This window comes from Williamsia sp. D3 (assembly GCF_000506245.1).
Taxonomy (GTDB): domain Bacteria; phylum Actinomycetota; class Actinomycetes; order Mycobacteriales; family Mycobacteriaceae; genus Williamsia; species Williamsia muralis.
Genome location: NZ_AYTE01000020.1, coordinates 142891 through 169754, shown reverse-complemented (window position 1 = coordinate 169754; position 26864 = coordinate 142891). Strand labels below are relative to the sequence as shown.

Here is a 26864-nt window from a genome sequence, read left to right as displayed (position 1 = left end):
CATCGTGAACACGGCGACAAACGCGGCCGACAGACCGGCGGTCGTCGCGAAGCTGTCCACACTCGACCGCTTCCTGCCGGTGTGGATCGGCGTCGCGATGGTCGTCGGCCTGGCGCTCGGCCGGCTGATCCCCGGACTGAACAACGCGCTGTCCGCGATTTCGGTCGACGGCGTCTCGCTGCCCATCGCCATCGGGTTGCTGATCATGATGTACCCGGTGCTCGCCAAGGTCCGCTACGACCGTCTCGACTCCGTGACCGGCGACAAACGACTGCTGGTGGGCTCGTTGGTGCTGAACTGGCTGATCGGCCCCGCACTGATGTTCGCCCTGGCATGGCTGTTCCTCCCAGATCTGCCCGAGTACCGGACCGGCCTCATCATCGTCGGGCTGGCACGGTGCATCGCGATGGTGATCATCTGGAACGACCTCGCGTGCGGTGATCGCGAAGCTGCCGCAGTGCTGGTCGCGATCAACTCGGTGTTCCAGGTGGTCATGTTCGCCGTGCTGGGGTGGTTCTACCTCTCAGTACTCCCGGGGTGGTTGGGCCTGGAACAGACCACCATCGAGGCGTCGCCCTGGCAGATCGCGCAATCCGTGCTGATCTTCCTGGGAATCCCGCTCATCGCCGGGTTCCTGTCCCGTTATCTCGGCGAGAAGCGCAAAGGCCGAGAGTGGTACGAGACAACCTTCCTACCGCGAATCGGCCCCTGGGCGCTGTACGGGCTGTTGTTCACGATCGTCATTCTCTTTGCGTTGCAGGGTGATCAGATCACGTCGCAGCCTCTCGACGTGGTCCGGATCGCGCTCCCGCTACTGGTGTACTTCGCGGTCATGTGGGGTGGCGGATACGCGTTCGGGGCTGCGATGGGGCTGGGGTACGCACGCACCACCACACTCGCGTTCACCGCGGCGGGCAACAATTTTGAACTCGCGATCGCCGTCGCCATCGCCACCTACGGCGCCACGTCGGGGCAAGCGCTCGCCGGCGTTGTCGGGCCCTTGATCGAAGTGCCGGTCCTCGTCGCACTGGTGTACGTGTCGCTCGCCCTGCGTCGACGCTTCACCCCGCAACCTTCCTCCCGGTCAGAGGGCGCGACGCGCAATGTCTGACGAAAAGCCAATGGCCAACAGGGTTCCCAGCGTGCTGTTCGTATGCGTGAGCAACAGGGGCAAGTCGGTGATGGCGCAGGGCCTCGCCCAGAAGATCGCCGGCGCCAAGCTGTCCGCAGGCTCAGCGGGCACCGATGCGAAGGTCGATGGCCGGGTGAACGAGCTGTCCGCCCAGACTCTCGCCGAGGTCGGGGTGGATGTCTCCGATCACCGGCCCCGCCAGCTCACCGACGACCTGATGCGCGCCGCTGACGTGACCGTGGTCGTCGGGACAGCCGCGCAGGTGAACCCTCCCGAGGGAACGACACTCGAGGTGTGGGACACCGATGAACCATCACTGCGGGGGGTCGAGGGCATCGACCGGATGCGCGTGATCCGCGACGACATCGCAACCCGGGTCACCGACCTCATCGCCCGATTGACCTGAGCTGTTCGAGCGGCTCGGTGGTCAGCCCACGAAACCCGGGGAAGCTCGCGCTACAGGCCGAGCAACAGCGAGAACCCCGAGCCGGTCGCGGGTCAGCTCAGCCTGCGGCGCGAGCGCCAGCGAGGGGGCTCGGTGGGCAGCTCACAAAACTCGGGGAGGCTCGGTCTGCGGCGCGAGCGCCAGCGAGAACACCGAGCGGGGTTTCTGGTCAGCTCACCAAACTCGGAGAAGCTCGCGCTACAGGCCGAGCAACGGCGAGGAAGGCGAGCCGGGTAGCGCGTCAGGGCACGAAACTCGCACACGATCGCACTACAGGCCGAGCAACAGCGAGGACCCCGGGCGGACTCGGTGGGCAGCTAGCGAAACGCGCGAAGGCTGGGTCTGCGGGACGAGCGTCGACAAGGACACCGAGCCGGTACGCGGGCCTGCTCGGTCTGCGGCGCGAGCGCCAGCGAGAACACCGAGCGGGGTTTCTAATCAGCTCACCAAACTCAGAGAAGCTCGCGCTACAGACCGAGCAACAGCCAGAACCCCGAGCGGGGCGGACCAGGAACGAACCAACTAGCAGCAGGACTTGCTGAGATCTTCCCCTGTAGCTGAAGCACAGCACACCGAATCAGTCGGGCTCGCCTCGGTACTGCTGTCCAACAACAATTTCGGGCTGGTGCCGAACGTGTCCGAATCCGCGAAGACGGTGTACACCTCCCACTTTTCACCCGCCGGGCCGGTCACCCACACCTTGTCCTGGGTGGCAAAGCAGCATGTCGAGTTGATCTCTTCTTCGGTGAAGAGTCCTTCGCCACTGAGTCGGGCGATTTCGTTGTGAACCTTCTCGCTCGACTCCACCTCGACCCCGAGATGGTTGATCGTTCCGCCTTTGCCCGGGTTTTCCAGCAGGACCAACTTCAGTGGAGGTTCGGTCACCGCGAAGTTCGCATATCCGGGCTTGAGTTTGGCCGGCGGGACGTCGAACAATTTCGAGTAGAACGCGACCGCCTGGTCCAGATCGTCAACATTGAGTGCCAGCTGCATACGGGACATGGTTTGACCTCCACCTGTGAGACATACGTCGAATTACTTGCCACACCCACCCTGGCTACCTTTTCGACATATGTCAAGGAAGTCGGTAGAGTTCAGGCATGCCCAAGACTCTTCCGGTGATCGACATGACGGCACCCATCTGCTGCGCGCCGGTCTCGGCGTCACCGATGGACGATGCGGCCGCGCTGGAAGTTGCGTTGCGGCTCAAGGCACTTGCCGACCCGGTGAGGATCAAGCTCATGTCGATTCTCCTCACGGCTGAGTCGGGTGAGGTGTGCACCTGCGACCTCGCCGCGGCCGTGAAGTTGTCCGAGCCGACGGTCAGTCACCATCTCGGACAGCTCAAGAAGGCGGGCATGGTGCGGCCGGAGCGACGCGGCATGAACGTCTACTACCGCGCCCACACCGACGCGTTGCAGGCCCTGCGGCAGGTTCTCGACCCCTCCTGCTGCCGCTGAGTGCGTCGCCCGGCCGCACACGCACCGATCAGTTCGCCATCTGCGCGAACATGCCTGGGACATAGCCGCCTGCCGGCGTCTTCACGATCACGTTGATCCGATTGGCTGCGTTGATCAATGCGATGAGACAAATCAGGGCGCCAACCTGATCGTCGTCGTGGTGTTTGCGCACCTCCGCCCAGGTTCCATCGCGGACGCCGCGGTGATGATCGGCGAGTCGGGTGGCTTCTTCGGTGAGAGCCAACGCAGCACGCTCGGCGTCTGTGAACACGGTTGCCTCACGCCACACGGCAATCAAATTGAGCCGCGTCGATGTTTCCCCGGCCGCAGCCGCCTCCTTGGTGTGCATGTCCGTGCAGAATCCACACCCGTTGATCTGACTGGCGCGAATCTTGACCAGTTCCTGGGTCGATCTCGGCAGTGGCGAATCGTCGATTACCAGGCCGGCGTTGAGGAACCGCTTGCTGAACTTCGCGGCGACGTCATTGTCGAGCATGTCGAATCGGGCAACCATTGATCATGTCCTCACTTGAGATGGTGTCTGTCGCGGAATGCGACAACCACGAGATGTCGGCGCGCCTCCGGTTGTGACACCCCCAGCCAGGTGTCACACATTCGCCGACACGGGCGTCTGATGGGAACAAGCGACCAACGCAAGGAAGGCACCGATGACCGACGAGCCCCTGACCGCAGCCGGCGCCCCCGGCGGACATTCTGATGCCGCGACCGACGTGTTCCTCGCTCATCGCAATCTGCTGTTCACGATTGCCTACGAGATCCTCGGTTCGGCTGCCGACGCCGAGGATGCGTTGCAAGAGACCTGGATGCGCTGGGCGGGAGTCGACCTCGACGACGTGCGTAACGAGCGCGCGTATCTGGTCACAATCGCCACCCACCAGGCACTGTCACGGTTGCGGACGCTGGGACGCCGACGTGAGTCCTATGTCGGCCAATGGCTGCCGGAACCGTTGCTGACAGCACCCGATGTGGCGGATGACGTCGAGCTGGCCGAGAGCGTGTCGATGGCGATGCTGCTCGTGATGGAGACTCTTGCACCCACCGAGAGGGCGGTGTTCGTATTGCGGGAGGTGTTCGACCTTCCGTATGACGAGATCGCGATCGCCGTCGACAAGACCTCCGCCGCCGTCAGACAGATTGCTCACCGAGCCCGCGCTCACGTTGCCGCTCGCCGACCGCGAGGCTCTGTGAGTCCCGACGAATCGCGGGTTGCCCTGCAAGCCTTTCAGCACGCCGTCGAAACGGGTGATCTGCAAGAGCTGGTCGACCTCCTCGCACCTGATGTGGTTCTCCTCGGCGACGGAGGCGGTGTCAAGAAGGCCGTTGTGCGCCCCATCGTCGGGTCCGACCGCGTGGCACGACTCCTCGCCGGCGGCCTGCCACGAATCGAGGGATCGGTGTCCACCGAGCGAGTCCTGATCAACGGCTCCCCCGCTATCATCGTCAGCATCGATGGACAGATCGACAATGCGGTGTCGTTCAGGTTCGACGAGGGCAAGATCACGGGCCTCTACATCGTGCGCAATCCCGATAAGCTCTCCCGTCTTGCCCAAGAGGTCTCACTTGATCGGTGAGTTCTTCCCCATCGAATATTTCCGAATTCGGTTCGCCCGATAAGAACGCGGAGTACATTCACTGCTCGAACACGCCGAAGGTGCGACTCCTGAGGAGGGCGTATGAGCACCTCACGAGAACGCGCCGAGCAACTCGACCTGATCGCCCGACTTCAGTCGTCCTATCCCGAACTCCCTGACGCACCGACACCAGACCTTCTCGACCACAAACGGTTTGTCGCGTACATGAAGCCCGTTCACGACGTCGGCGGCGAACCCGATGCGCCGTTGAAGTACGAGAACAAGGCGTACGAGTACTGGGAGCACATGACATACGTGATGTGCGAGGTTCTCGCGTGGCGGGGAATCTGGCTGTCCGAAGAACGCCGGCGCATCGGCAACGTCGACGTCGGCCGAGCGGTGTACCTCGGGATACCGTATTACGGCCGTTGGCTTTACGCCGTTGCGCAAATACTCGTAGAGAAGCACCACATCGGGCTCGGAGAACTCGCCGAGCGAATGTTGGAAGTCCAGAACCGCTACCCGGACGGACTGTCCGGCAACAGACTCGAGGCCACACCGCGCCACGAGGGCGACGGGTCCGGCGTCATACGCAACACCCATCATCGGCACGCGGTGGGAATCGGGGATCCGCAGATCTACGCGGGACGGGCCGGTGAGCCCGCGTTCGCAGTTGGCGATCGCGTCCTCGTCCGCGAACTCCCGGTGCTGCTCTACACCCGCACACCCGAGTATGTGCGCGGAGCCCATGGACGGATCGAATCCGTCGCCTACGAGAGTCCGGCACCCGAAGACGAGACATGGGGTCGCGAGGACGCGAAACCGGAGTGGTTTTACGTCGTCGGGTTCGAGATGGCGGAGCTGTGGGAGGGCTATACCGGCACACCAGATGACATCCTGCGCACCGAGATACCGCAACGGTGGCTTGCATCGGCGTAGGGGAAGGACAGGGGGAATGACCGAGCACAACCACAACCACGACCACGACCACGAGCGGACTGTCGCCCCGATGGTCGATGAGGTGACCGATTTCGAGGTGCTCGAGATCGCGTTGCGCGAACTCTGCATCGAGAAAGGACTTTTCACCGCAGAAGAGCACCGGCTGTTCACCGAGTTCGCGGAGCAGATCGGGCCGACGCCCGCGGCGCGCCTCGTTGCTCGCGCCTGGCTCGATCCCGAGTTCAAACAACTCGCCCTGAGTGAACCGATGGCGGCAAGCAAGGAGGTCGGTGTCGATTGGCTCGAACCCACCGGATTCGGAACCCCCAGCGATTTCACTGCCTTCTCCATTCTGGAAGACACCCCCACCGTTCACAACGTCATCGTCTGCGCGCTGTGCTCCTGCTATCCGCGACCCATCCTCGGCAACTCGCCAGAGTGGTACCGCACCCCCAATTACCGGCGCCGCATGGTTCGGTGGCCCCGTCAGGTACTCGCCGAATTCGGTCTCTACCTTCCCGACGATGTTGCTGTGCGGGTGCAAGATTCGAATCAAAAGCACCGATTCATGGTGATGCCCATGCAACCGCCTGGCACCGAGGGTTGGAGCGAAGACGAGCTCGCCGAGATCATCACCCGCGACAGCCTCATCGGGGTGGCGCTGCCGAAACCCGGCGTGACCACCAATGTCATCACCGAGACACGGGCCGCCATCCACCCCGCAGAGGACAATTGATATGGGAGACAGCACTTCCGGGAGCAAGAGCGACTACGCACCGCTCGCCGAGATCGTCGAACGAGGGCAGGTGTGGCCGACAATGGCGCAGAAATACGGCGTCGAGAACCCGGTACCGCCGTGGAAGACCAGTCTTGATGGCGTCTGTGACGCGCTCGATCGAGCCGCTTCTGCACAAGCGCCGAGTGTCACCGACCGTAGGGATGACGAGGACCGCTTGTCATCGACGATCTATGCGGATGTGCCCTACCCCGAGAGCCAGTTGATCTCGCTAGCGCACTCCCTCCTGGATCGTGGCGTGATCGACGAGGCCGAGCTACGTCAGCGGCTCTCCGCCGTCCGTGCCAGACTCGAGGCCTGACGCCTCGCCGTACCGGTGTGCGATCCATGTCCCGAGCGCACGCAACCTGTCGTTCAGTGCGGGCGGCTCCAGCACATCGAAGTCGAAGTTTTGGTAAATCAGCCAGCGCGCAGCCCAATCCAGGTCGTCGGCACCAAGCGTCAGAACGCAATCGTCGCCGTCGTCGGTGACCGAGCCGACCACCGGACGCACTATTCGTCTCGCTTCGTCGCCCGACATGTACAGCCGCACCCGGATGTGGTGCCGCCAGCCGTGAGCGAAGGCGTCTGCTACAAAGGCCGCGGCATCGGGGGGTGGGGGCGGGGTACCGAACCTCGTGCCCAGCGGCCTCACATCGCTGATTCGGTCGAGGGCGTAGGTCAGCCACTGCTGCGATCCACGCTGGTTGCCCACCAGATACCAACGCCCACTTGCCCGGACGAGATTCAGTGGCTGAACATCGCGTGCCTCGCCACGGTGATCTGTGCGTCGGCGATGCCGGAAGCGGACGGCCTCCCCTGATCGGCACGCAAGCGCCAAGGTGACGAGCACACCCGCGTCTGCAGACACCATCTCGCCACCCTCGAGCGCCTCGGCTGCCGCCACCGCCTCGAACCGCCCGCGCAGGCGCGACGGGATGGTCTCGGTCAACTTGGCGAGTGCGGTGACCGCGGCGGGAGCCAGTCCCCCGACCCCCACCGACCCGTGCAGCCCGAGGGCGACCGCCAGTGCCTCGTCGGCGTCGAGGACGAGAGGTGGAGTCACCGATCCGGCGGCGAGCGTGTACCCCCCGAAACGGCCAGGTTCGGCGTCGATCCGATAGCCCAGATCTCGGAGATGTTCCACATCGCGTCGCGCCGTGCGCTCGGTGACATCGAGACGATCGGCCAGCCGGCCCGCGCTGATACCCGGGTTCGACTGCAAGATCGCCAGCATCTGCAGGCGACGACCGGTCGGTGTGGACATTTCGTTGATGATGATGCCAAACCCTGACAGTTCTTGGCAGGGTATTGGTCTAGCTTCACCTCCATGGACACAATCACATTGCTCAGACCCGAAAAGCTGGTACGCAGCCCGGCGTTCAGTCACGTTGCCGTCGTCCCGCCTGGCGCCACCACCATCTACATCGGCGGCCAGAACGCGGTCGATGCCACCGGGGCGATCGTCGGTGGTGACGACGTCGGAGCCCAGACCGCACAGGTCATGAAGAACCTGCAGACCGCGTTGGCCGCCGCCGGGGCGACGATGTCGGACGTGGTGAGCATGACGCTGTTCGCGGTCGACGGCATCGACCTCACCGCTGGTTATGCCGTTGCCGCACAAGCTCTCGACCCGACAGGCGATCCGCCCTTGATCGCGGCGGCGATGGTCTCATCGATGGCGGTCCCCGGCGCACTCGTCGAGCTGTCCGCGATCGCCGCCGTCATGCGATGAGCTCGCGCGAGACCGGTCAAACCAAGGACGCGGGGTGGCAGATCGGTGTCTCGAAGACGGTGGATTGTCCGATCGATGTCGTCTGGGATTTCCTCACCTCGGCCGAGGGGACGCCACTGTGGCTCGGGCACGGGGTGTCGGTGCTGGACGAAAAGGGTCGGGCATACCAGACCCAAGACGGAATCGTCGGCGAGACAAGGACTTTCCACCCGCATGACCGGATCCGACTGACGTGGCAGCCACCCCACTGGGATCACGACAGCACCGTGCAGCTCGCGGTGAGGGCCGGCGGACCCGGCAAGACGATGATCCGCTTCCACCAGGAGCGACTGCTCGATGCAGGCGAGCGAGAACAACAGCGCACCCACTGGCGGGCCGTCATGGCCTCTGTGGTCGCGGCACTGGACGCCCTCGACGCCTGACCACTCCGCAGAGAATCTTTTTTTGACTGATTCCAGAAAAACCTTCCCATCGGGCCGACACTTTGCTTATCGTGGTCACCATGGCCACCACATCGGACAACGCGGAACGGCTACGCGCCGCAGACCTCCGCGTCACCCAACCCAGGGTGGCCGTTCTGGAAGCCGTGGACAGTCATCCGCACGCCGACACCGACACCGTTTTCGGTCTCGTGCGCGCAGTGCTGCCCTCCGTCTCGCGCCAAGCCGTCTACGACGTGCTGGGCGCGTTGACAACTGCACGGCTCGTGCGCCGGATACAACCGGCCGGCCACGTCGCACGGTACGAATCCCGGGTCGGCGACAATCACCACCACGTGGTGTGCCGCGCGTGCGGCGTGATCGCCGATGCCGACTGCGCGGTCGGAGAAGCGCCGTGTCTCAGCGCTTCGGACTCGCACGGATTCCTGCTCGACGAAGCCGAGGTCACTTATTGGGGTCTGTGCCCCGATTGTGCCGACGCGACCAGAGTTTGATCACAGCCCGTGATCACAGCCCGATCAACCTAACCGCGAAAGGAACGCAGTGACCTCCGATAGTCGCCCGCCCCATTCAGACGCCGGAACCGCTACCGCCAGTGAGAGCGAGAACCCGGCGATCCCATCGCCGAAGCCCAAGGGGCATGCCCCGCTCACCAACAAGGACTGGTGGCCGGAACAGATCGACCTGTCGATCCTGCACGCGCACACGTCCAAGTCGAACCCGCTGGGTGAGGACTTCGACTACGCAGCAGAGTTCGCGAAGCTCGACGTGGAGGCACTCAAGGCCGACGTCATCGACCTGATGACCACGTCGCAGGACTGGTGGCCGGCCGACTACGGGCACTACGGCGGCCTGTTCATCCGCATGAGCTGGCACTCGGCGGGCACCTACCGGGTGTTCGACGGACGCGGTGGCGGCGGTCAGGGCGCACAGCGTTTCGCGCCGCTCAACAGCTGGCCCGACAACGCAAACCTCGACAAGGCCCGCCGGCTTCTGTGGCCGGTCAAGCAGAAGTACGGCAGCAAGATCTCGTGGGCCGATCTCCTGGTCTTCGCCGGCAACTGCGCACTCGAGTCAATGGGTTTCCAGACCTTCGGTTTCGCGTTCGGCCGGGCAGACATCTGGGAGCCCGAAGAGGTGTTCTGGGGTCCTGAGGACGAATGGCTGGGCACCGACAAGCGTTACGAAGGCGAACGTGAGCTGAACGAGCAGCTCGGCGCCACCACCATGGGCCTGATCTACGTCAATCCCGAAGGGCCAGAAGGCAAACCCGACCCCATCGCGGCAGCCAAGGACATCCGCGAGACGTTCGGCCGCATGGCCATGAACGACGAGGAAACCGCTGCGCTGATCATCGGTGGACACAGCTTCGGCAAGACCCACGGCGCCCACAACGCCGATAAGATCGGTCCCGAGCCCGAAGGCGCGCCCAAGGAGCAGCAGGGTCTGGGCTGGAAGAACGGCTACGGCAAGGGCAAGGCCGAGGACACCGTCACCAGCGGCCTCGAGGTCGTGTGGACCTCCACCCCCACCCAGTGGGGCAACGGGTTCCTGCAGAACCTCTACGGCTTCGAGTGGGAACTGACCAAGAGCCCCGCCGGCGCATGGCAGTTCGTCGCCAAGGACGGTGCCGGAGCGGGCACCATCCCCGATCCGTTCGACGGACCGGGCCGCGCCCCCACCATGCTGGTCACCGACGTCGCCCTGCGTGAAGACCCCATCTACGGCGAGATCACCCGCCGCTGGCTCGATCACCCCGAGCAGCTCGCCGAGGCCTTTGCCAAGGCTTGGTACAAGCTCCTGCATCGCGACATGGGACCCGTCACCCGCTTCCTGGGCCCCTGGGTCCCCGAGGCACAGCTGTGGCAGGACCCGGTTCCAGCAGTCGACCATGAACTGGTCGACGACCAGGACATCGCGTCGCTCAAGAGCAAGGTGCTCGACTCCGGCCTGTCGGTGGCTCAGCTGGTCAACACCGCCTGGAAGTCGGCCAGCAGCTACCGCAGCACCGACATGCGCGGTGGTGCGAACGGTGCACGTATTCGCCTTGAGCCGCAAAAGAACTGGGAGGCCAATGAGCCTGCCGAGTTGTCGAAGGTGCTCACGGTTCTCGAGCAGATCCAGCAGGACTTCAACGGTTCGGGCGGCAAGAAGATCTCGCTGGCCGACCTGATCGTGCTCGCCGGGTCCGCTGCTGTGGAAAAGGCGGCACAGGACGCCGGCCACGGTGTCACGGTGCCGTTCACCCCCGGTCGCACCGATGCCTCGCAGGAGGAGACCGATGCGGAGTCGTTCAAGGTGCTCGAACTGCGGGCCGACGGGTTCCGCAACTTCGTTCGCACCGGAGAGAAGACACCAGCGGAGGTGCTGCTGCTCGACCGCGCTTACATGCTGGACGTGACCGCTCCGGAGCTGACCGCTCTGGTCGGTGGTCTGCGCGCACTGGGTGCCAATCACGGCGACACCAAGCACGGCGTCTTCACCGACCGCCCGGGCACGTTGACAAACGACTTCTTCGTCAACCTGCTCGACATCGGCACCGAGTGGAAGGCATCCGACTCCGATGCCGGCATCTACCAGGGCAGCGACCGGTCGACGGGTGCTCCGAAGTGGACCGCGACGGATGTCGATCTGGTGTTCGGATCGCACTCTCAGCTGCGTGCGCTCGTGGAGGTCTACGCCCAGGACGACGCCAAGGACAAGTTCGTCAACGACTTCGTCGCCGCATGGGTGAAGGTCATGAACAATGATCGCTTCGACCTGAAGTGATCGTTTGATCAACTGACAGAACAGATCACGTCGGTGCCGGTCCCGTTCACGGGGCCGGCATCGACTTTTGTCACGGCTTGCCTGAAGTACCGATCCCCGAGCGCGGGGCAAACCGGCGAGCCCACACCTCACGCATCGCAACCGCGACCAGCACCAATCCCAGCGTCTGCATCGTCCCGAACCGAACACTGTCGAGGACGCCGGGAGTTGCCAACAACAGCAACCCGAAGGCAACGCACGGCGCCGCAACCGTCACGGCCCCAGGCACCAACCGGCGTACCGAGATGGCCTCGGCAACAGCTGCGAGGATCACCACTGCGAACGCAATCACCGACAACACCTCGAGCTGCGTCCACGGATCGTGTTCGAACGACGACGAGCCGGTGAAGTTGGCGATGGCGACCGGAGCTGTGATCTCGCTGTAGGCCTGCCGATTTCCCGACCACCCCGTGCCGGACGCCGGGCCAAGGTACTCGCTGGCCCCCGTCCAGGTGATGCCACCTGCGAACAACGTCACCACCACGAACACCCACCAGGCAACATGGCCGGTGATGCGGGCGAGCGGGAATATGCGGTGCCAGGTCATCGGCACAGTCTTACATCACCGAACGTCCGCTCTACCGACTTTCCACAGCTGTGCGCAGTGCTTCAAGCGTTTTCGCGATGTTCCGGCGTTGGAACTGCGAGAACGTCATGCCTCGCGTGGCGACCCGGTCAAAGACTGCCGCGACCGCATCAGGCCACTTGATTCTGTCGTCGGACCACGTTTCGGTGACGCGGGTGCGACCGGCCTCCACGGTGTGGAACCTGTACTCCCACGTGGCAATCGGGCCCTTGAGCCGCGGCGTCTTCGGGCCGATCGCATCCACACGAAAAGCAAAATGCGCACCGGGCTCGGCAGCGGTGACCGTGCAACGTGTAACCCAGTTGACGCTCCCACGTCTGTTCCGCCCGTGAAACACCATCCCCACAAAAGCTGCACCGTCGGCCGCCGGGTTCACCACGGTTGCACCCAGGTTCTCCGGGCTCCATTCACCCATCCGGGCCGGGTCACTGACCATCTCGTACAGACGACCGGGGTCCGCAGCGATGTCGATGCTGTCGGAGACCTGCATGAGGCGCTTGGTTTTGGGCATCTCTCGACAGTAGTGGTGGGTAGGCCGCGGCGGATACCTCGCGTCAGCGAACGTGCAATCCGTCCATGAGCAGTCCGACCATCCGTCGTGCGTCGTAGCTCGAGTTGCCACCCGATCCGATGCACAAGTTGCCGACGCCCCTCATCAGCTCCAATGCGGCTACGTCTGAACGGGTTTCGCCGGCTGCCGCGCCGGCTTCGAGCAAAGACGCACACACGGGCACGAGCCGCTCGAGAAAGTAGCTGTGCAAGGTCTGGAACCTGGCGTCGTCCGACTGCAGGGCCTCGGCCAAACCGTGCTTTGTCACCAGGAAGTCGACAAACAGATTGATCCACTGGGTGAGCGCGGCGTGCGGAGACGTCACGGACGTCAGGAGCGCCGGACCGGCCTGCGCGCATTCTTCGACCTGGTGACGGTAGACGGCGACGATCAGGTCGGCCCGCGTCGGGAAGTGCCGATAGATGGTGCCGACGCCCACCCCCGCTCTCGCGGCGATGGCGCGCACGGGCACTTCGACTCCGGAAGTGACGAACGCGGCAGCCGCTGCATCGAGCAGGGTCTTCTCGTTTCGCCGCGCATCTGACCGCTTTCGAGGCTGGGACGTGCCCGTGTCCATCTCCGCCACGTGAGGGCTGGGCGTTTCCGACGTGCGTTTGGCCACCACAGTGCCGCGTCACCCCTTCCGCTTGGCAAACGGAACATTGTTCCGTATCGTTCTTTGCGGAACGTTGTTCCGCTTTATCCAGTATGTCAGAGCCGGACAGCTCTCGCGCCACACCGTCAGAGGAGAACACCATGAAGTACCGCACCCTGGGTCGTACCGGCGTCCAGGTCAGCACGTTGGCGCTCGGAGCGATGAACTTCGGCGCCATCGGTCGCACCACACAGGCGGAAGCGAGCGCCATCGTCGATGCCGCGCTCGACGCTGGGATCAATGTCATCGACACAGCCGACATGTACGGCCAGGGAGAGTCCGAAGAGATGGTCGGCCGCGCGATCTCCGGTCGCCGCGACGACCTCATCCTGGCGACGAAGGCAAACATGCCGATGGGCGAAGAACCAAATCATCAAGGCAGCTCCCGCCGTTGGCTCACCATGGAACTCGACAACAGCCTCCGCCGGCTCGGGGTAGACCACGTCGATCTGTACCAGATCCACCGCTGGGACCCGACCACCAGCGACGAAGAGACACTGTCGGCCCTCACCGACCTCCAGCGGGCGGGCAAGATCCGCTACTTCGGATCGTCGACGTTCCCCGCATATCGCATCGTCCAGGCGCAGTGGACAGCCAGTGAACGCCACCTGAGCCGGTACGTGACCGAACAGCCCAGCTACTCGATTCTGCAGCGGGGCATCGAGACCCATGTGCTGCCGGTGACCCAAGAGTACGGACTGGGTGTCTTGGCGTGGAGCCCACTGGCGTCGGGTTGGCTGTCTGGCGCGATCCGCGAAGGTCGTGAGATCGCAACCAGCCGTTCTGGACTGATGCCGGCCCGGTTCGACACCACGATCCCGGTGAACCGCACCAAGATGGAGGCAGTGGAGCAGCTGGCGGGTGTCGCCGACCAGGCGGGCCTGACCATGATTCAACTCGCGCTCGGCTTCGTCACCGCTCATCCCGGCGTGACCAGTGCGATCATCGGCCCCCGCACGCTGCCACACCTGCATTCCCAGACTGCGGCCGCCGACACGGCGCTCTCGTCAGACATCCTCGACGCCATCGATGAGATCGTCTCCCCCGGAACAGATATCGCCCCGGACGAGAAAGTGGACGCCCCTCCTTCCCTCCTCGACCCCTCTTTGCGACGTCGCTGACGTCCATCGCCACCTAACATTCAAGGACGCATGCTCATGGCCACCCCCAGTTTCGGAATCCTCACCGCCCAACAACAGGTCGATTACCGCGACATACTCCGCGTGTGGCTCGAAGCGGACGCTATCCCCGACATCGAACATGCGTGGCTGTTCGACCACCTCATGCCGATCGGAGGTGACGCCGACGGGCCGATCTTCGAAGGCTGGACGCTACTTTCGGCTCTCGCCGCACAGACCGAGCGCCTACGCCTCGGTCTGCTGGTCACCAGCAACCGATTCCGCCCACCAGCGATGCTCGCGAAGATCGCCACCACAGTCGACATCATCTCCGGCGGCCGGTTGGACTTCGGGATCGGAGCAGGCTCGCGGCCGAACCCTCCAGAAGCTCGACGCGAGTACCCCGCGCACGGCTTGCCGTTCCACGACGTCGCTCATGCGGTGGGGAGTCTCACCGAGGCCTGCGTCGTGATCAAACGCCTGTGGACTGAGGACTCGCCGTTCGACTTCGATGGCCAGTACGTGCAACTGACCGGGGCGTTGCAGAATCCGAAACCTGTTCAGCGTCAACATCCGCCGTTGTTGATCGCCGGGCGTTCGGCCGCAGTGTTGCGCATCGTGGCCGAGCACGCAGACATCTGGAACATTCCCGGCGGTGACATCGCCGATGTCATCGCGCGCAGTGCTTTATTGGATCGCTACTGCGTCGAGATCGGTCGCGATCCTGCTTCAATCACTCGGTCGATCCATGTGCCGGTCTCCTATGAAGAGCCGGAGCGCACCCGGGACGCGATCGGCCGAGTGGTCGATGCGAGCTTCGGGCACATCGTGCTGGGTCTGCCCGCTCCGTACCCGGTCGGCGTGGCCCGCTGGGTGGCCGATGAACTCATCGCCACCTTCACCCACTCGACGGTCTGAGGCCGGGAGTCAGTCCACATCCTCCGACATCGGCCACATCCCCCGACTGCAACCGGAGGAACTCCCTGCAACCGGAGGGTCTGCGGGCCCCACCCTGCTCTGTGGCAGCCTGGCTACATGGCCAAGGAAGTCGAACACACCGACGACGGTCGCTACATCGTGGTGGGCGGGCGCCGCTGGCGCGCCACGGATCCCGCGATTCCTGAGGATCGAAGTGCCGAGTTGCGCTCGATACTGATGGCCTGGCGTCGCGAGGTGAAACGGACCAGCGGCGCGCCGGAGTCACGAGCGGGTGTCCAGGCCACGAAAGTGGCTCTCGGCGAACGCGGTACACCGTGGTGGGAACAGACGGTGGACGAACGGCGCGCACGCTGGGAGGCCGACGTGCCTCGCCCTGGTGAAGACGGCCAGTAGCGCCGTCAGAGTCTGTCCCGTTGCGACCACGGCTTGTCGCGGTCTTCACGCGGCTCAGGCGGAAGGCCGAGTACCCGCTCGCCGATGATGTTGCGCTGGATCTGGTCGGTGCCACCCGCCAGCCGGTAGCCCGGACTGCCCAGTAGATGCTCCGTCCAGGCGAACTGATCAGGGTCCACGGCAGCGGTGATGTTGTTGCCCAGCAGGTCTGCGGCGATCTCACCGATACGTCCGAGCACATCGGAAGCCATCAGTTTGCCCACCGACGCAGCCGGGCCGGGCGAGCGTCCGGCTGCAGCGGCACGAGCGACCCGGTCGGCGGTCGCGGCACGCAGTTCTGAGCGTATGTAGGCGTCCGCTAGGTCTTGACGTACCAGCGGATCGTCCACAAGACCCAGCGATTTGGCCAACGCAACGAGTTCGGCGACCGAACCGCCCTTCTTCCGGGTGACCGACCCGGACGCCGTACGTTCGAATGCCAATGTGGCACTGGCGACCTTCCAGCCCTGACCGACCGAACCGAGTCGCATGCTGTCCGACACCCGAACGTTCTGGAGGAACACCTCGTTGAACGAGGCGCCACCACTCATCTGCCGAATCGGCCGGATGTCGACGCCCTCTGCATCAAGAGGGATCAGGAACGCGGTGATCCCCCTGTGCTTTGGGGCGTCGGGGTCGGTTCTGGCCAGCAGCATGCCCAGATCAGCGAATCTGGCACCCGACGACCACACCTTCTGGCCGTTGAAGATCCAGTCGTCGCCCTCCCGGACACCTCGACAACTCAGAGCGGCCAGATCTGAACCGGCGCCAGGCTCACTGAACAGTTGGCACGCCAGAAGATCGGTACGCAGCAACGGGTTCGCGTAATTTGCCCGCTGCTCGTCAGTTCCGAACATGGCAACGGCGGGACCGACAAGCCCGGTGGTGACGCTGATCAACTCAGTGGACGGTGGGACGTCGAACTCCCGCTCGGCCTGTGCAATCGCCGATGCGAAAGAGGCAGGCAGTCCACGGCCTCCGTGTTCGACGGCGAGCGTGACGGCGCCATAGCCGGCATCAAAACGCTGTCGGCGATACGCCCGGACGGCATCGAGCAAATCGAGTTCGTCTTCGTCGGACAGGTTACGGAACACCGCGAGGTCGGGCTTGTCCGTTGGAGTCGGCGCCGGCCGCGGGTCCACGATGGACGCCAGCCAGTGGCGTACCTCCTCCTGGAAGTCGGCGAGAGCCGGCACGGTGTCGAAAGTTTCGGTCACGATGGTCCTTTCGTGCTCAGACGGTCAAGACCGTGCATGCCGACAGGCCCGGGGCACCGTAGACGTGGGTGAAACCGATCTCCGGCTGATCTGGCACCTGGTGGCCTTCGGCGCGCCCCTGCAACTGGCGGACCACCTCGTGTACCTGGCGTAATCCGGACGCACCGATGGGCTCGCCGCCGGCCAGACAGCCGCCGTCGGTGTTGATGGGCAGTTCTCCGTCATGACGGGTGGCACCCGAGTCGAGCAGTTTGGCTTGCTCGCCGTGCCGGCACAGTCCGGTCTCGGCCATATGGATCAACTCTGAGCCAGAGTCGGTGTCCTGCAACTGCGCAACGCCGACATCAGCCGGGCGCACACCCGCAGCATCGAACGCGGCTGCAGCGGCGTCGATGCTGGGGCTGTTCACCGGGTCGGTGTGCAGCCAGGGTGCGAACACCTCGAACGACCCGAAGCGCCGGGTTCGGACCTCGACAGCCGCGAGCCGAATCGGGTTGTCGCACAGATCATGGGCACGGTCCCCGCGGGCGAGGATCAACGCCACACCACCTTCGCCGGGCGAGCAGAACATGTACTGCGTCAGCGGATCGTTGACTGTCGCGGCGTCGAGCACCTGCTGTGAGGTGAGCGGTGTGCGACGCCACGCCATCGGATGCGCTGCACCATTGGCGAAAGCACGTTCGGCGACTGCCGCCAGCGCTGTCCTGTCGATGCCGTATTGATGCAGATACCGCTGGGTTTTCATCGCGAAGTACTGGGTGGTGACCATCATCCCGCTCCGGGCGTACCATTGACCGAGTCCGTACGCGGCGGGATCCGAGCCGAACGCCCCCCGCTCGTGTTTGTCGAACCCGACGACCGCAACCACATTCGCGCGTCCGGCAGTGAGCATGTCGGCCGCGGTCGACAATGCCACTCCGCCTGTTGCACAGCCGTTCTTGACGGTGGTGAACGGTATGCCGGTCAAACCGAGCCGCGACACAAGCGAATCCGGCTTGCCGGACACATTGCTCCCACCGACGGCGGCATCGATGTCGGACCATTCGAGTCCTGCATCGACGAGAGCGGCCCGCAATGCGTGCTCACCCATGTCCATACCGGTCACCCCGGGGTGCCGACCGAACGCGTGCATGCCTGCACCCACGATGTAGACGTCCCTGGCGCTCATTCGGCGACCTTCTCGAACGCAAAGGAGATGTCGCCCCCGGCCAATGGGAGAAGACGTAATTCCACCTCGTCACCGATGACCACCGGTCCGAGAATCCTTGACTCCACCAGTACCGAACCCAGATCGACGTAGCCGACCACAAACGGCTCGAAACCCGACTCAGGTACCTCGTACGGCGGCTTCGGCGCGAACGACTGCGATGTCCAGGTCCACACCCTGCCGCGGGTCGGGAGTGACCGTTGCTCCATCGCTGCACTCGGACACGCAGGACACCGGGTCGCGGACGGGAACACCACCACACCGCATCCCGCGCAACCCGACCCGGCCAGCACCGGCGGTTCCACTTGGGCGAACAACGTCTCGTCTACAACGCTTCCTTCCATGCCAGAGCCCTGACTAGCGCCCGGCCAACAGTGAGAGCGGACGACCCAAGATTGCACTCAGCGTCTTGAGGTATTCGGCGGCCGGTGCCCCGTCGACTGCGCGGTGGTCAAAGGTCAAGCTCAACGTCATCACCTGCGTGCGGGCGGGAGTCTCACCCTCCCAACGGAAGCCGTCTTTCACTCGGCCGACGCCCAGGATCGCGACGTTGCCCGGGTTGATGACGGGGGTGAAGAAATCGACACCGTACGCGCCGAGCGTGCTCACCGAGAACGTCGCGCCCTCCATGTCCGACAGACCCAGTTTGCCGGTCCGCGCCCCGGACGCAAGGGTTCGGGTGCGGTCGGCGACCTCGGCCACCGACAGACTGTCTGCGTCGCGCACCACGGGCACGATCAGACCACCGTCGACCGCAACCGCCACACCGACGTTGATCTCCTCGAACAGCGTGATCTTGTCGTCGGCGATGCCTGCGTTGAGCAGCGGGTGCTCACGCAGCGCGAGAGCCGCTGCCTTGACGACGAAGTCGTTGAGACTGGGCGCCTTTGAACCGGATTGTGCTGCCTCGGCCTTGAGTTGCTGGCGGACGGCCACAAGTGCGGTGACGTCCACCTCGTAGCCATGGGTCAGCTGCGCCATCGTCTGCAGGCTGTCGATCATGTTGCGCGCGATGGCACCTCGCATGCCTGTCAGCGGGATGACCTCACCCGCTTGGGGACCCGTTGTCGGCGAGCCGACGCCGAGGACCGCCGGAGCTGCCACCGTGCCCGCTGCCGCCTCCACATCTGCCTTGGTGATGCGGCCTCCGATACCCGACCCCACGACCGCCGCGAGATCGACGCCCAGTTCATCCGCGCGACGACGAACGAGTGGTCCAACGAATTGGCCTGCCGCGCCGACGGTCTGGGTGACCTTGTCTGTGGCCGGAGTCGCTGCGGTCGGTTCAGGTGCCTTGGCGGGAGCTGCGGCGAGATGTTCCTCGACGTCCTCGGACACGATCCGGCCGCCGGGCCCCGTGCCACGGATGGTCGAGAGGTCCACGTTCGCAGCAACGGCGACCCGCCGTGCATTCGGAGAGGACTTGATCCGGCCCCCGTCGTCGGGGCCACCCACGACCACCGAGGCAGGAGCGGTGCGCGTTTCGGCGACAGGTTCCTGCTGCGCGACGGCAGCCGTTCCGTCGGGCGCCGACTCGCCTTCGCCCAGGAGCCAACCGATCACCGCTCCAACCGGCAGGACGTCACCGGCCGAAGCACCGGTGGCCAGGATGCCCTCGGCCTCGGCCTCCACGTCCACCTCGACCTTGTCGGTCTCGAGCCGCAGCAACAGGTCGCCCACCGCGATGTGCTGGCCTTCGCCGGCCAGCCACTCACCGATGACGCCCTCCTGCATCGTGAGCCCCAACTTCGGCAGCACGATCTGCTGAGCCACGATCAGTTCCTTTCGAGCAGTCGGCGCGCTCCTGCGACGATGCGGTCCGCGTCTGGGACATAAGCCTTTTCGAGCGGGGTGCTGAACGGCACCGGCGTGAAGGGTGCTCCGATCCGCAGGACCGGGGCATCGAGGTAGTCAAATGCCTCTTCCTGGATCTGGGCGGCCACTTCCGCACCGATCCCGCCGAAGGTCACTGCCTCGTGGACCACCAGGATGCGGTTTGTCTTGGATGCGGACTTCACGATGGTGGCAGTGTCGAGCGGCTGGACCGATCGGGGGTCGACCACCTCCACGGAGACGCCGGACTGCTCGAGGATGTCGGCCGCTTTGAGTGCTTCGGCAACCATTCGTCCGAACGCGACGATGGTGACGTCGTCTCCTTGCCGCGGGACCGCTGCCTGGCCCAGCGGGATCTCGTAGATCTCTTCGGGTACTTCGCCGCGGGCGCCGAGCAAAACCTTGTTGAGCATGAACACCACGGGGTTGTCGTCACGCACCGCAGACACCATGAGGCCCTTGGCGTCATACGCGTTGGACGGCATGACCACCTTCAGACCGGGAGTGTGCGCCAGCCAGCTCTCCAGGCTCTGCGAGTGCTGCGCGCCCGCGCTCACGCCGGCGCCGTATGCCACCGCGATCACCATGGGGACCTTGACCTCCCCGCCGTACATGAACTTCATCTTGGCTGCCTGGTTCACCACCTGGTCGAGCGCGACCGCGAGGAAGTCCATGAACATGATGTCGACGATCGGACGCAGACCCCGCGCCGCGGCACCGACGCCCAGCCCGATGAGGCCCATCTCCGCGATGGGGGTATCGACCATCCGACGATCACCGAACTCAGCGAGCAAGCCGTCGTACATGTGGAAGACGCCGCCGTATGCTGCGACGTCCTCGCCGATGACAAAGACGTCCTCGTCTTCGCGCATGATCTGCGCGATGGCCTCGTTGTAGGCCTTGACGTAGGTTGTCTGACGCGCGGCCGGAGACGTCTCGGTCGTCGTCAATTCTGTTGCAGTAGACATGTGTTCAGCCTTCTCGGGTTCAGTCGCTGTAGACGTTCAGGGCGAAGTCGGCCAGGTCCGGGAATGGGCTGTTCTCAGCGAACTTCACGGATTCGGCGATGTCGGCGTCCACCTCGGTCCAGATCTGTGCGAACTCGGACTCGGTGACAACACCTTCGGAGACCGCGCGGGCCTCGAGCAGCTTGATGGCGTCCCGTTCTTTCCAGGCCTCGACCTCTTCGACGGTCCGGTAGGTCTTGCGCAGACCCTTGACTCCCTGGTGGTCGTAGTACCGATATGTTTTGGCCTCGACCAGCGTCGGACCGCCGCCATTTCGAGCTCGTTCAACGGCGCGCCCCACCGCGGCACGCACGGCGATCGCGTCCATTCCGTCGCAGATCTCGCTGGGGAAGCCGTACGCAGGTGCGCGATCGGCCACGTTCTCGAGCTTCATGTGGTCGCGCAGTGCGGTGAACTCCGCGTAGCCGTTGTTCTCGCAGACGAATACCACCGGGAGGTTCAGGATCCCGGCCATGTTCGCTGCTTCATGGAACGCGCCGATGTTGCTTGCGCCGTCGCCGAAGAACGGGATGGCAACGGTGTCCTCGCCGCGGTAGTTGGCCGCGAACGCAGCTCCGACGGCGATCGGGATACCGCCTCCGACAATCCCGTTGGCGCCGAGCATGCCGATGGAGAGGTCGTTGATGTGCATCGAGCCGCCGCGGCCCTTGCAGTAGCCGTCGACCCGGCCGAACAGTTCGGCGAACATCTGCCGGAACTGCGCCCCCTTGGCCACGGCGTGACCGTGTCCGCGGTGGGTCGAGGAGATCTGATCGGTGTCGCGCAGATTGCTCATGGCGCCGGCGGCCACCGCTTCCTGGCCGACGTACAGATGCAGGAAGCCGGGAAGCTTGCCGCCCTCCATGAGGCGACCTGCCTCGGTCTCGAACTGCCGGATCCGGACCATACGGCGGTGCAGGTCGAGCAGCACTTCTTTGCTCGGAGTGGGGTCATTGGATCCGACGGGCTCAATGGCCTCGCGGGTTGCGTTGGTCGCGGTCGAAGTCACCACGAGCACCTCTTCTCTCGTTTCGTACCTTGCAGTCATGGACGCCGGGGGCGACTTTGTTTACTTCTTCTGCAGTATCGACCACTACTGTAGCCGAATGTAAGTAGAATCACTATAAAGTTACTGCAGCAGATCCGCGGCCCACGTCTTACTTGACTTGGTATCCAGTAAATCGCACGATGGGCGCCTACACGGACGTATTGGAAGGACTGAGTCGATGCTCGACCGAATCCGCGATCGGGCGATGACCGATCCCGCCGGCACAGCCCTGGTGGACGACCGCACCGTCACGACCTGGCAGGAGGTCCTGGGCATTCTCGACGCCCTCGGCGAGCGGCTTATCGGCCTGGCAAGCGATCCAGACGAGCGCATCGCGGTGATCGGCGAGAACAACGTGGAAACCCTGCTCGCGCACGCTGCAGCCATCGGCCGCGGCGTGGGGCCGGTCGCGGTATCCCGCCAGCTCAAGGGTGGTGAGATGGCCGACCAGTTGATCGACTCCGGATCCGTGGCGGTGGTCACCGGACCTCTCGGCCTTCAGTCGGCGACCGAAGCCGCCGGCAAGGCGAACTTGCGCGCCGTGATCGCACACAACGCTCCCGCCGCCGACGGTGTTGTCACCTGGGCTGACTTTCTGGACTCTCCCACCACCTCGGGTGCCACAGCGGCTCCCGGTCAGCGACCCGCACGGCCCCCGTTGGTCTACACGTCTGGCACAACCGGGCGCGCTCGGGGAACCGAGGTGCACTGGCTGCCGGCGCCCGCGGCCAACGCCGCCGACTTCGCGACGCAGTCGCAGGCCGATCGGGGTACCCGGCGGGCACCCACCTCGTGGTCGGTCCCCTGCAACACAACGGACCGCTGACGTCGATTCGCCATCTGCTCTCCGGCCAGCCGGTGGTGATCCTCGGCCGTTTCGATCCGGAGCGGACCCTCGAACTGATCGAGACGCATCGGGTGACCTCCACGTTGATGGTGCCCACACACTTTCAGCGCCTGCTGGCTCTACCCGAAGCCGTGAGGGCTGGGTACGACGTGTCGAGCCTGGAGTATGTGGCACATACCGGCTCGGCCTGCCCGGCGGACGTGAAGCGCGCGATGATCGACTGGTTCGGGCCGGTGCTCATCGAATCGTACGGCGGCAGCGAGATCGGGACCGTGTGCAAGATCGACTCGGCGGAATGGCTGGAGCATCCACGCTCCGTCGGCCGGGCCGTGCCGCCGTTCGAGGCCGTGGTCGTGGGCGACGAGGGCACCGAACTCGAGCGCGGCGCCGTCGGCGTGCTGGGATTTCGTACCCCACCCGAACGCGGTGTGGTCTACCACGCTGATCCCGAAAAGACCGCTGCCGCCTACATTTTGCCCGGCGTCGCGACTCTTGGGGACGTCGGCTACGTGGACGACGACGGGTACGTCTTCATCACCGACCGGGTGGCCGACATGGTGGTGTCCGGCGGGGTGAACCTGTACCCGGCCGAGAGTGAGCGCGTGCTGCTGACCCATCCGGATGTTGCCGAGGTCGCCGTGATCGGTGTACCGGACGGTGATCTCGGTGAAGCGCTCCTCGCGCTTGTTGTTCCCGCACAGGGCACTTCGCTGGACGTCGACGCGCTTGCATCGTTCGCCAAGGAGTCGATGGCCTCGTACAAGTGCCCCAAGCAATACGTGGTCGTCGACGAGCTGGCACGAAACGCGATGGGCAAACTCGACAAGAAGGCCCTGCGCGCCCCCTATTGGGCCACCGGCCGCACGATAGCCGGCTGAGTCACCCGTTCGTCCGCACGACCTGATGCTCTTCGAAAGGCACCGATGATCGAGATCCTGTTCGTCCGGCATGGCCAACCTGTGTCGGGGGTTCGTGATCCCGTCCTGGCGCCAGAGGGGATCGCCGACGCCGGCAAACTCGCCGAATGGTTGCGACACGAGACGGTCGATGCGATCGTCTCCAGTCCTCTGGCCCGCGCGCGTGAAACCGCTGACACCATCGCAGCCGGGTTGGGCCGCGAGGTGGATCTTGTCCTCGAAGATCTTCGTGAATGGGACGACGACATCAGCCCTGAAGACTATGTCGCCCTCGAAGACATGGAACCGGACGATCCCCGGCTGCTCGCCGTGGCGGCCGGCCGGTTCGAAGACTATGTGCCGCAACTTGATCTGCCGAAGTTCCGGGCCCGCGCCAGGAGTGCGATGGAGCAGGTGATCGAACGTTACGGATCGGGACGGGTGGTGGTGGTCGCCCACGGCGGCATCCTCAACGCAGCCATCGCGGACGTACTCGAGATGCCGAAGACGTTCTGGCACAACCCCGCCTACACCTCCGTGGCCCGGCTGCTCCGACTCGATTCCGGTGTAACCGTTGTTGATGCCATCAACGACACCGCCCACCTGCGTGGCACGGTGAACCCATGACACAGGTCGACAACACGGTCACCGCTACCCCAGACACCACCGCCGCCGACACCATCGCCACAGCCAGTCAGATCATCCTGGTCCGCCATGGACTACCTGGAGGCCCCGCAGTGGCCGACCCTTCACTGGGCGCCGAGGGTGTCGCTCAGGCCCGGCGTCTCGCCGAATGGCTGAGCGCGGAGCCGGTGGCCCAGTTCGTCTCCAGCCACTACGCCCGAGCACACGAAACCGCGCTGCTGGCAGCGCAGCCGCACGCCCTGGATGTGCAGGTGGACAAGCGGCTTCGCGAGTGGGACAGCGACCGCACCACCTACGCCACGCCCGAGGCCATCGCAGCCACGCCGCGAGGAAAAGCCTTCGCGGAGGGCCGATATGACGAGTTCATCCCCGACTACGACAAGGTCGCAACAGCGGCCCGCATGCGCACAGCGGTGACCGAGGCGGCCGAGCGGGCATCAGGGCAGCTGACCGTCATCGTGTCCCACGGCGGTGTGATCAACACCCTGCTGACCGACATCCTGCAGGCCCCTTCGCCGTTCTTCTTCAACCCCGGCTACACCTCGATGACGCGCGTCGCGGTGCTGCGCTCGGGCAGGTTTGTCATCCAGTCCGTGAATGAAACCGCGCACCTGCGGGATTAGCAGGTCAGCGACGCCGGAGATCTCCGGCGAGCCGAACTCGGTGGGGATTGTCAGACCCCCCCGATATACTCGAACACATGTTCGGGGGGACAAGATCAGAGCAGGAACGGGCAACCGGAATAGTCGCCGCGGCGGTGTCGCGGCCCAATGAGCTGCTGCGTAACGCCGAGGCAGCGGTTGCAGGCCAGGCCTACTTGGAGTGGGCGCGTTACGACGCTGCCGCACAGCTGCATCGGCGACTGGTTGAGCCACATGACGACACGGCGGTGGCGCTGAGGGCGCTCGACCCGTTCGCCGTCTGCGCGGCGCGCTTGGCAGCGGCGCAGCAGATCACACAGCAGGGTGCCGAGCACCACCTGTCGCGAGCATTGGCTCTGCGAGACCGGCTACCGGCCGTCAACGAACAACTGCGGCAAGGACGGGTTGTAGCTCATCACATCGCGACGATCGTCTCGAGGACCGACCTGATAGACGGGTCAGCGTTCATGGCCGACATCGACCACGAAATAGCTGGGCACCTGCAACGAAACGGATCGTGGTCGAAGAACCGTATGCGAGACATGGTTGACTCCACGATATTTCGCCGCGACCCTGACCTCGTCCGTAACGATCGGGAAGACGCGAAGAACAAGCGCGGCGTGTGGTCGAACAACATCGAGCACGGAATGTCCGCCATCGATGCGGTCGCGAGCGCCGAAGAGACCGCCATGATCATGGCGCGTCTCGAGAGGCTGGCGATGTCGGTCTGCAAGGCCGACCCACGACGCAAGTCCGACCGGATGGCCGACGCTCTGTTCGCAGTCGTGATGGCCCGCGAGTTCTACTGCCAGTGCCCCAACGACCCGAAGCACCCCTGCACAGCCGACATTCGCACGGTCCCGACCCACGAGGCCGTGGCGTCGGGCATCGACGTGAAGATCATCCTTCACGTGATCGCCGATCAAGCCACCGTCGACGGCAGCGCAGACAGCCCCGGATACCTCGCCGGACATGGGGTGATCAGTGCTGACCATGTGCGCGACATCGCAACCAAACCGGAAGTCGTCGCCCGTTCCATGGGAAACGACTACCGGGAGGTGCGACGGGACGAGTCTTTCGCAGAGACCGCCCCCACGTCGCATCTGGACGACCCCCGGTCCGCAGAAGCCCCCAGTTTCGTTCGCGACCGCGGAGATCCCGAGCAGGTGTCCGAAGAACACACATCATCCGACGGTGACCTCACCCCGCGGACGTTGTATCGCCGGGCACCACGGAGCATTCCGAGCGTCGACGTCAGAGGTACGCCGGACGCCGTCGAACCGCCTTTTGTGCAGGCCGTTCCACTGCCTGCCGTACAACCAGGCGACCCGTACAGGCCATCCGCAGTCGCAGACAGCTACATACGCATCCGCGACTGCTACTGCACGTGGCCTGGCTGCGACCGCAAGGCCTGGGGCGCCGACCTCGACCACACCCACGAGTACAACCACAACGATCCGGCCACCGGAGGACATACCCACCCGGGCCACATGAAGGTTCTCTGCCGCTTTCACCATCTGCTCAAGACCTACTCCGACTGGCTCGATGACCAGTACCCGGACACGCGCAACGGTCGCACCCGGCCCGTCTTCATCACGCCTGAAGGGCGCACCTATCGCGGCCCAGCCTGGACCGGCGAAGACCTGTTTCCGGTGCTCGCGCGTCTCGTCTGGGACGCCGGCCCGGTGCCCCGCAGACGCCCATCATCTCAGTCGCCACCATTCACGGACGGCCGACAGAAGACGCGTACCGCTGCCAAACACGTACGCCGTCAACAGGAAAGGAAACGAAACCGCCGACGAAGTCAGGAGACGGACGAGCTCGCTCCTCCACCCTTCTCAGTTACTTGACAACGCCACCTGTTTGTTGATTGACTGTCGATATTGAGACGCGCGTCACAGTGTGCGTATCGTTCGC

31 protein-coding genes are annotated in these 26864 nt (G+C 64.6%); 19 read left to right on the top strand and 12 right to left on the bottom strand.

The genetic code is table 11. From position 1 onward, the window contains the following. The first annotated feature begins 4 nt into the window (after positions 1-4). Positions 5-1111, top strand: coding sequence for an ACR3 family arsenite efflux transporter (gene arsB, locus W823_RS44050; RefSeq protein WP_023958617.1), 1107 nt, complete (start codon positions 5-7; stop codon positions 1109-1111). A gap of 10 nt (positions 1112-1121) precedes the next feature. Next, entirely contained in the window at positions 1122-1538 is a 417-nt protein-coding gene (locus W823_RS44045; protein ID WP_023958615.1) for a low molecular weight phosphatase family protein, read from the top strand. A 561-nt stretch (positions 1539-2099) separates the two neighbouring features. Here W823_RS44045 and W823_RS44040 read toward each other — a convergent pair. Next, complete coding sequence (locus tag W823_RS44040) at positions 2100-2579, bottom strand: ArsI/CadI family heavy metal resistance metalloenzyme (RefSeq protein WP_023958613.1); 480 nt, start codon at positions 2577-2579, stop codon at positions 2100-2102. Positions 2580-2677: 98 nt separating this feature from the next. On the opposite strand from W823_RS44040, the gene W823_RS44035 reads away from it, so the two are divergent. Continuing rightward, a complete protein-coding gene (locus tag W823_RS44035) occupies positions 2678-3037 on the top strand; it encodes an Rv2640c family ArsR-like transcriptional regulator (RefSeq protein ID WP_023958611.1) in 360 nt (119 codons plus the stop codon). 28 nt (positions 3038-3065) lie between these two features. Here the strand turns inward: W823_RS44035 and W823_RS44030 are convergent, their stop codons facing one another. Then, positions 3066-3551 carry a carboxymuconolactone decarboxylase family protein gene (locus tag W823_RS44030; protein ID WP_023958609.1) on the bottom strand — a complete coding sequence of 162 codons (486 nt, stop codon included), beginning with the start codon at positions 3549-3551 and terminating at the stop codon, positions 3066-3068. Positions 3552-3705: 154 nt separating this feature from the next. On the opposite strand from W823_RS44030, the gene W823_RS44025 reads away from it, so the two are divergent. From W823_RS44025 to W823_RS44010, 4 genes are all read left to right on the top strand, one after another. Beyond that, a complete protein-coding gene (locus W823_RS44025; protein WP_023958607.1) occupies positions 3706-4629 on the top strand; it encodes an RNA polymerase sigma-70 factor in 924 nt (307 codons plus the stop codon). Between the two features lie 102 nt (positions 4630-4731). Then, entirely contained in the window at positions 4732-5568 is an 837-nt protein-coding gene (locus W823_RS44020) for an SH3-like domain-containing protein (RefSeq protein ID WP_023958605.1), read from the top strand. A 16-nt stretch (positions 5569-5584) separates the two neighbouring features. Next, positions 5585-6304 (top strand): thiocyanate hydrolase subunit gamma, encoded by a 720-nt coding sequence (scnC, locus tag W823_RS44015; RefSeq protein ID WP_023958603.1) that lies wholly within the window; start codon positions 5585-5587, stop codon positions 6302-6304. Between the two features lies 1 nt (position 6305). Then, positions 6306-6665: a hypothetical protein gene (locus W823_RS44010; RefSeq protein ID WP_023958600.1), complete on the top strand. Its 360-nt coding sequence runs from the start codon at positions 6306-6308 to the stop codon at positions 6663-6665. On the opposite strand, the gene W823_RS44005 is transcribed toward W823_RS44010, so the two are convergent. Then, positions 6621-7610: a YafY family protein gene (locus W823_RS44005; RefSeq protein ID WP_023958598.1), complete on the bottom strand. Its 990-nt coding sequence runs from the start codon at positions 7608-7610 to the stop codon at positions 6621-6623. The two genes, W823_RS44010 and W823_RS44005, sit on opposite strands and share 45 nt — an antisense overlap. A gap of 63 nt (positions 7611-7673) precedes the next feature. On the opposite strand from W823_RS44005, the gene W823_RS44000 reads away from it, so the two are divergent. From W823_RS44000 to katG, 4 genes are all read left to right on the top strand, one after another. Then, complete coding sequence (locus W823_RS44000) at positions 7674-8078, top strand: RidA family protein (RefSeq protein ID WP_023958596.1); 405 nt, start codon at positions 7674-7676, stop codon at positions 8076-8078. Beyond that, entirely contained in the window at positions 8075-8500 is a 426-nt protein-coding gene (locus W823_RS43995; protein ID WP_023958594.1) for an SRPBCC domain-containing protein, read from the top strand. Before W823_RS44000 ends, W823_RS43995 begins: the two co-directional genes overlap by 4 nt. A gap of 80 nt (positions 8501-8580) precedes the next feature. Then, positions 8581-9012, top strand: a complete 432-nt coding sequence (locus W823_RS43990) for a Fur family transcriptional regulator (protein WP_038253332.1) — start codon at positions 8581-8583, stop codon at positions 9010-9012. Positions 9013-9061: 49 nt separating this feature from the next. Continuing rightward, a complete protein-coding gene (katG, locus tag W823_RS43985; protein ID WP_023958590.1) occupies positions 9062-11287 on the top strand; it encodes a catalase/peroxidase HPI in 2226 nt (741 codons plus the stop codon). Between the two features lie 70 nt (positions 11288-11357). Here the strand turns inward: katG and W823_RS56620 are convergent, their stop codons facing one another. The 3 genes from W823_RS56620 to W823_RS43975 are packed head-to-tail and all read right to left on the bottom strand — an operon-like array spanning position 11358 to position 13039. Next, entirely contained in the window at positions 11358-11873 is a 516-nt protein-coding gene (locus tag W823_RS56620) for a hypothetical protein (RefSeq protein WP_023958588.1), read from the bottom strand. Positions 11874-11904: 31 nt separating this feature from the next. Next, positions 11905-12423, bottom strand: a complete 519-nt coding sequence (locus W823_RS43980) for an SRPBCC family protein (RefSeq protein ID WP_023958586.1) — start codon at positions 12421-12423, stop codon at positions 11905-11907. Positions 12424-12466: 43 nt separating this feature from the next. Further along, positions 12467-13039, bottom strand: coding sequence for a TetR/AcrR family transcriptional regulator (locus W823_RS43975; RefSeq protein ID WP_200866382.1), 573 nt, complete (start codon positions 13037-13039; stop codon positions 12467-12469). A 179-nt stretch (positions 13040-13218) separates the two neighbouring features. Here W823_RS43975 and W823_RS43970 point away from each other — a divergent pair, with 179 nt between their 5' ends. The 3 genes from W823_RS43970 to W823_RS43960 all read left to right on the top strand — a co-directional run bounded on the left by W823_RS43970 (position 13219) and on the right by W823_RS43960 (position 15567). Next, complete coding sequence (locus W823_RS43970) at positions 13219-14238, top strand: aldo/keto reductase (protein WP_023958582.1); 1020 nt, start codon at positions 13219-13221, stop codon at positions 14236-14238. Between the two features lie 36 nt (positions 14239-14274). Beyond that, the gene (locus tag W823_RS43965; RefSeq protein WP_081729772.1) at positions 14275-15153 is read left to right on the top strand and encodes an LLM class flavin-dependent oxidoreductase; all 879 of its coding nucleotides are present in this window, start codon (positions 14275-14277) and stop codon (positions 15151-15153) included. Positions 15154-15270: 117 nt separating this feature from the next. Then, on the top strand, positions 15271-15567 hold the full coding sequence (locus W823_RS43960; protein ID WP_023958578.1) for a hypothetical protein: 297 nt from the start codon (positions 15271-15273) through the stop codon (positions 15565-15567). 5 nt (positions 15568-15572) lie between these two features. Here W823_RS43960 and W823_RS43955 read toward each other — a convergent pair whose 3' ends face one another. Genes W823_RS43955 through W823_RS43930 form a run of 6 tightly spaced genes read right to left on the bottom strand, consistent with a single transcriptional unit; the run spans position 15573 to position 21879 of the window. Beyond that, positions 15573-16823 (bottom strand): acyl-CoA dehydrogenase family protein, encoded by a 1251-nt coding sequence (locus W823_RS43955; RefSeq protein ID WP_023958576.1) that lies wholly within the window; start codon positions 16821-16823, stop codon positions 15573-15575. Between the two features lie 16 nt (positions 16824-16839). Further along, the gene (locus W823_RS43950) at positions 16840-17991 is read right to left on the bottom strand and encodes a thiolase family protein (RefSeq protein WP_023958574.1); all 1152 of its coding nucleotides are present in this window, start codon (positions 17989-17991) and stop codon (positions 16840-16842) included. Then, positions 17988-18374, bottom strand: coding sequence for a Zn-ribbon domain-containing OB-fold protein (locus W823_RS43945; RefSeq protein WP_023958572.1), 387 nt, complete (start codon positions 18372-18374; stop codon positions 17988-17990). The genes W823_RS43950 and W823_RS43945 overlap by 4 nt, the downstream gene beginning before the upstream one ends. A 13-nt stretch (positions 18375-18387) precedes the next feature. Then, on the bottom strand, positions 18388-19803 hold the full coding sequence (locus tag W823_RS43940) for a 2-oxo acid dehydrogenase subunit E2 (protein ID WP_023958570.1): 1416 nt from the start codon (positions 19801-19803) through the stop codon (positions 18388-18390). A gap of 2 nt (positions 19804-19805) precedes the next feature. Beyond that, on the bottom strand, positions 19806-20831 hold the full coding sequence (locus W823_RS43935; protein ID WP_023958568.1) for an alpha-ketoacid dehydrogenase subunit beta: 1026 nt from the start codon (positions 20829-20831) through the stop codon (positions 19806-19808). 19 nt (positions 20832-20850) lie between these two features. Further along, complete coding sequence (locus tag W823_RS43930; protein ID WP_235189542.1) at positions 20851-21879, bottom strand: thiamine pyrophosphate-dependent dehydrogenase E1 component subunit alpha; 1029 nt, start codon at positions 21877-21879, stop codon at positions 20851-20853. A 217-nt stretch (positions 21880-22096) separates the two neighbouring features. On the opposite strand from W823_RS43930, the gene W823_RS59295 reads away from it, so the two are divergent. The 5 genes from W823_RS59295 (at position 22097) to W823_RS43910 (ending at position 26797) form a co-directional block, all read left to right on the top strand. Then, entirely contained in the window at positions 22097-22744 is a 648-nt protein-coding gene (locus W823_RS59295; protein WP_255326186.1) for a class I adenylate-forming enzyme family protein, read from the top strand. Then, entirely contained in the window at positions 22711-23643 is a 933-nt protein-coding gene (locus tag W823_RS59290; protein WP_255326185.1) for an AMP-binding protein, read from the top strand. The genes W823_RS59295 and W823_RS59290 overlap by 34 nt, the downstream gene beginning before the upstream one ends. Before the next feature lie 45 nt (positions 23644-23688). Beyond that, positions 23689-24288 (top strand): histidine phosphatase family protein, encoded by a 600-nt coding sequence (locus W823_RS43920; protein ID WP_023958564.1) that lies wholly within the window; start codon positions 23689-23691, stop codon positions 24286-24288. Next, the gene (locus W823_RS43915; protein ID WP_023958562.1) at positions 24285-24929 is read left to right on the top strand and encodes a histidine phosphatase family protein; all 645 of its coding nucleotides are present in this window, start codon (positions 24285-24287) and stop codon (positions 24927-24929) included. The genes W823_RS43920 and W823_RS43915 overlap by 4 nt, the downstream gene beginning before the upstream one ends. A gap of 77 nt (positions 24930-25006) precedes the next feature. Continuing rightward, complete coding sequence (locus W823_RS43910) at positions 25007-26797, top strand: HNH endonuclease signature motif containing protein (RefSeq protein WP_023958560.1); 1791 nt, start codon at positions 25007-25009, stop codon at positions 26795-26797. The last annotated feature ends 67 nt before the right edge of the window (positions 26798-26864 follow it).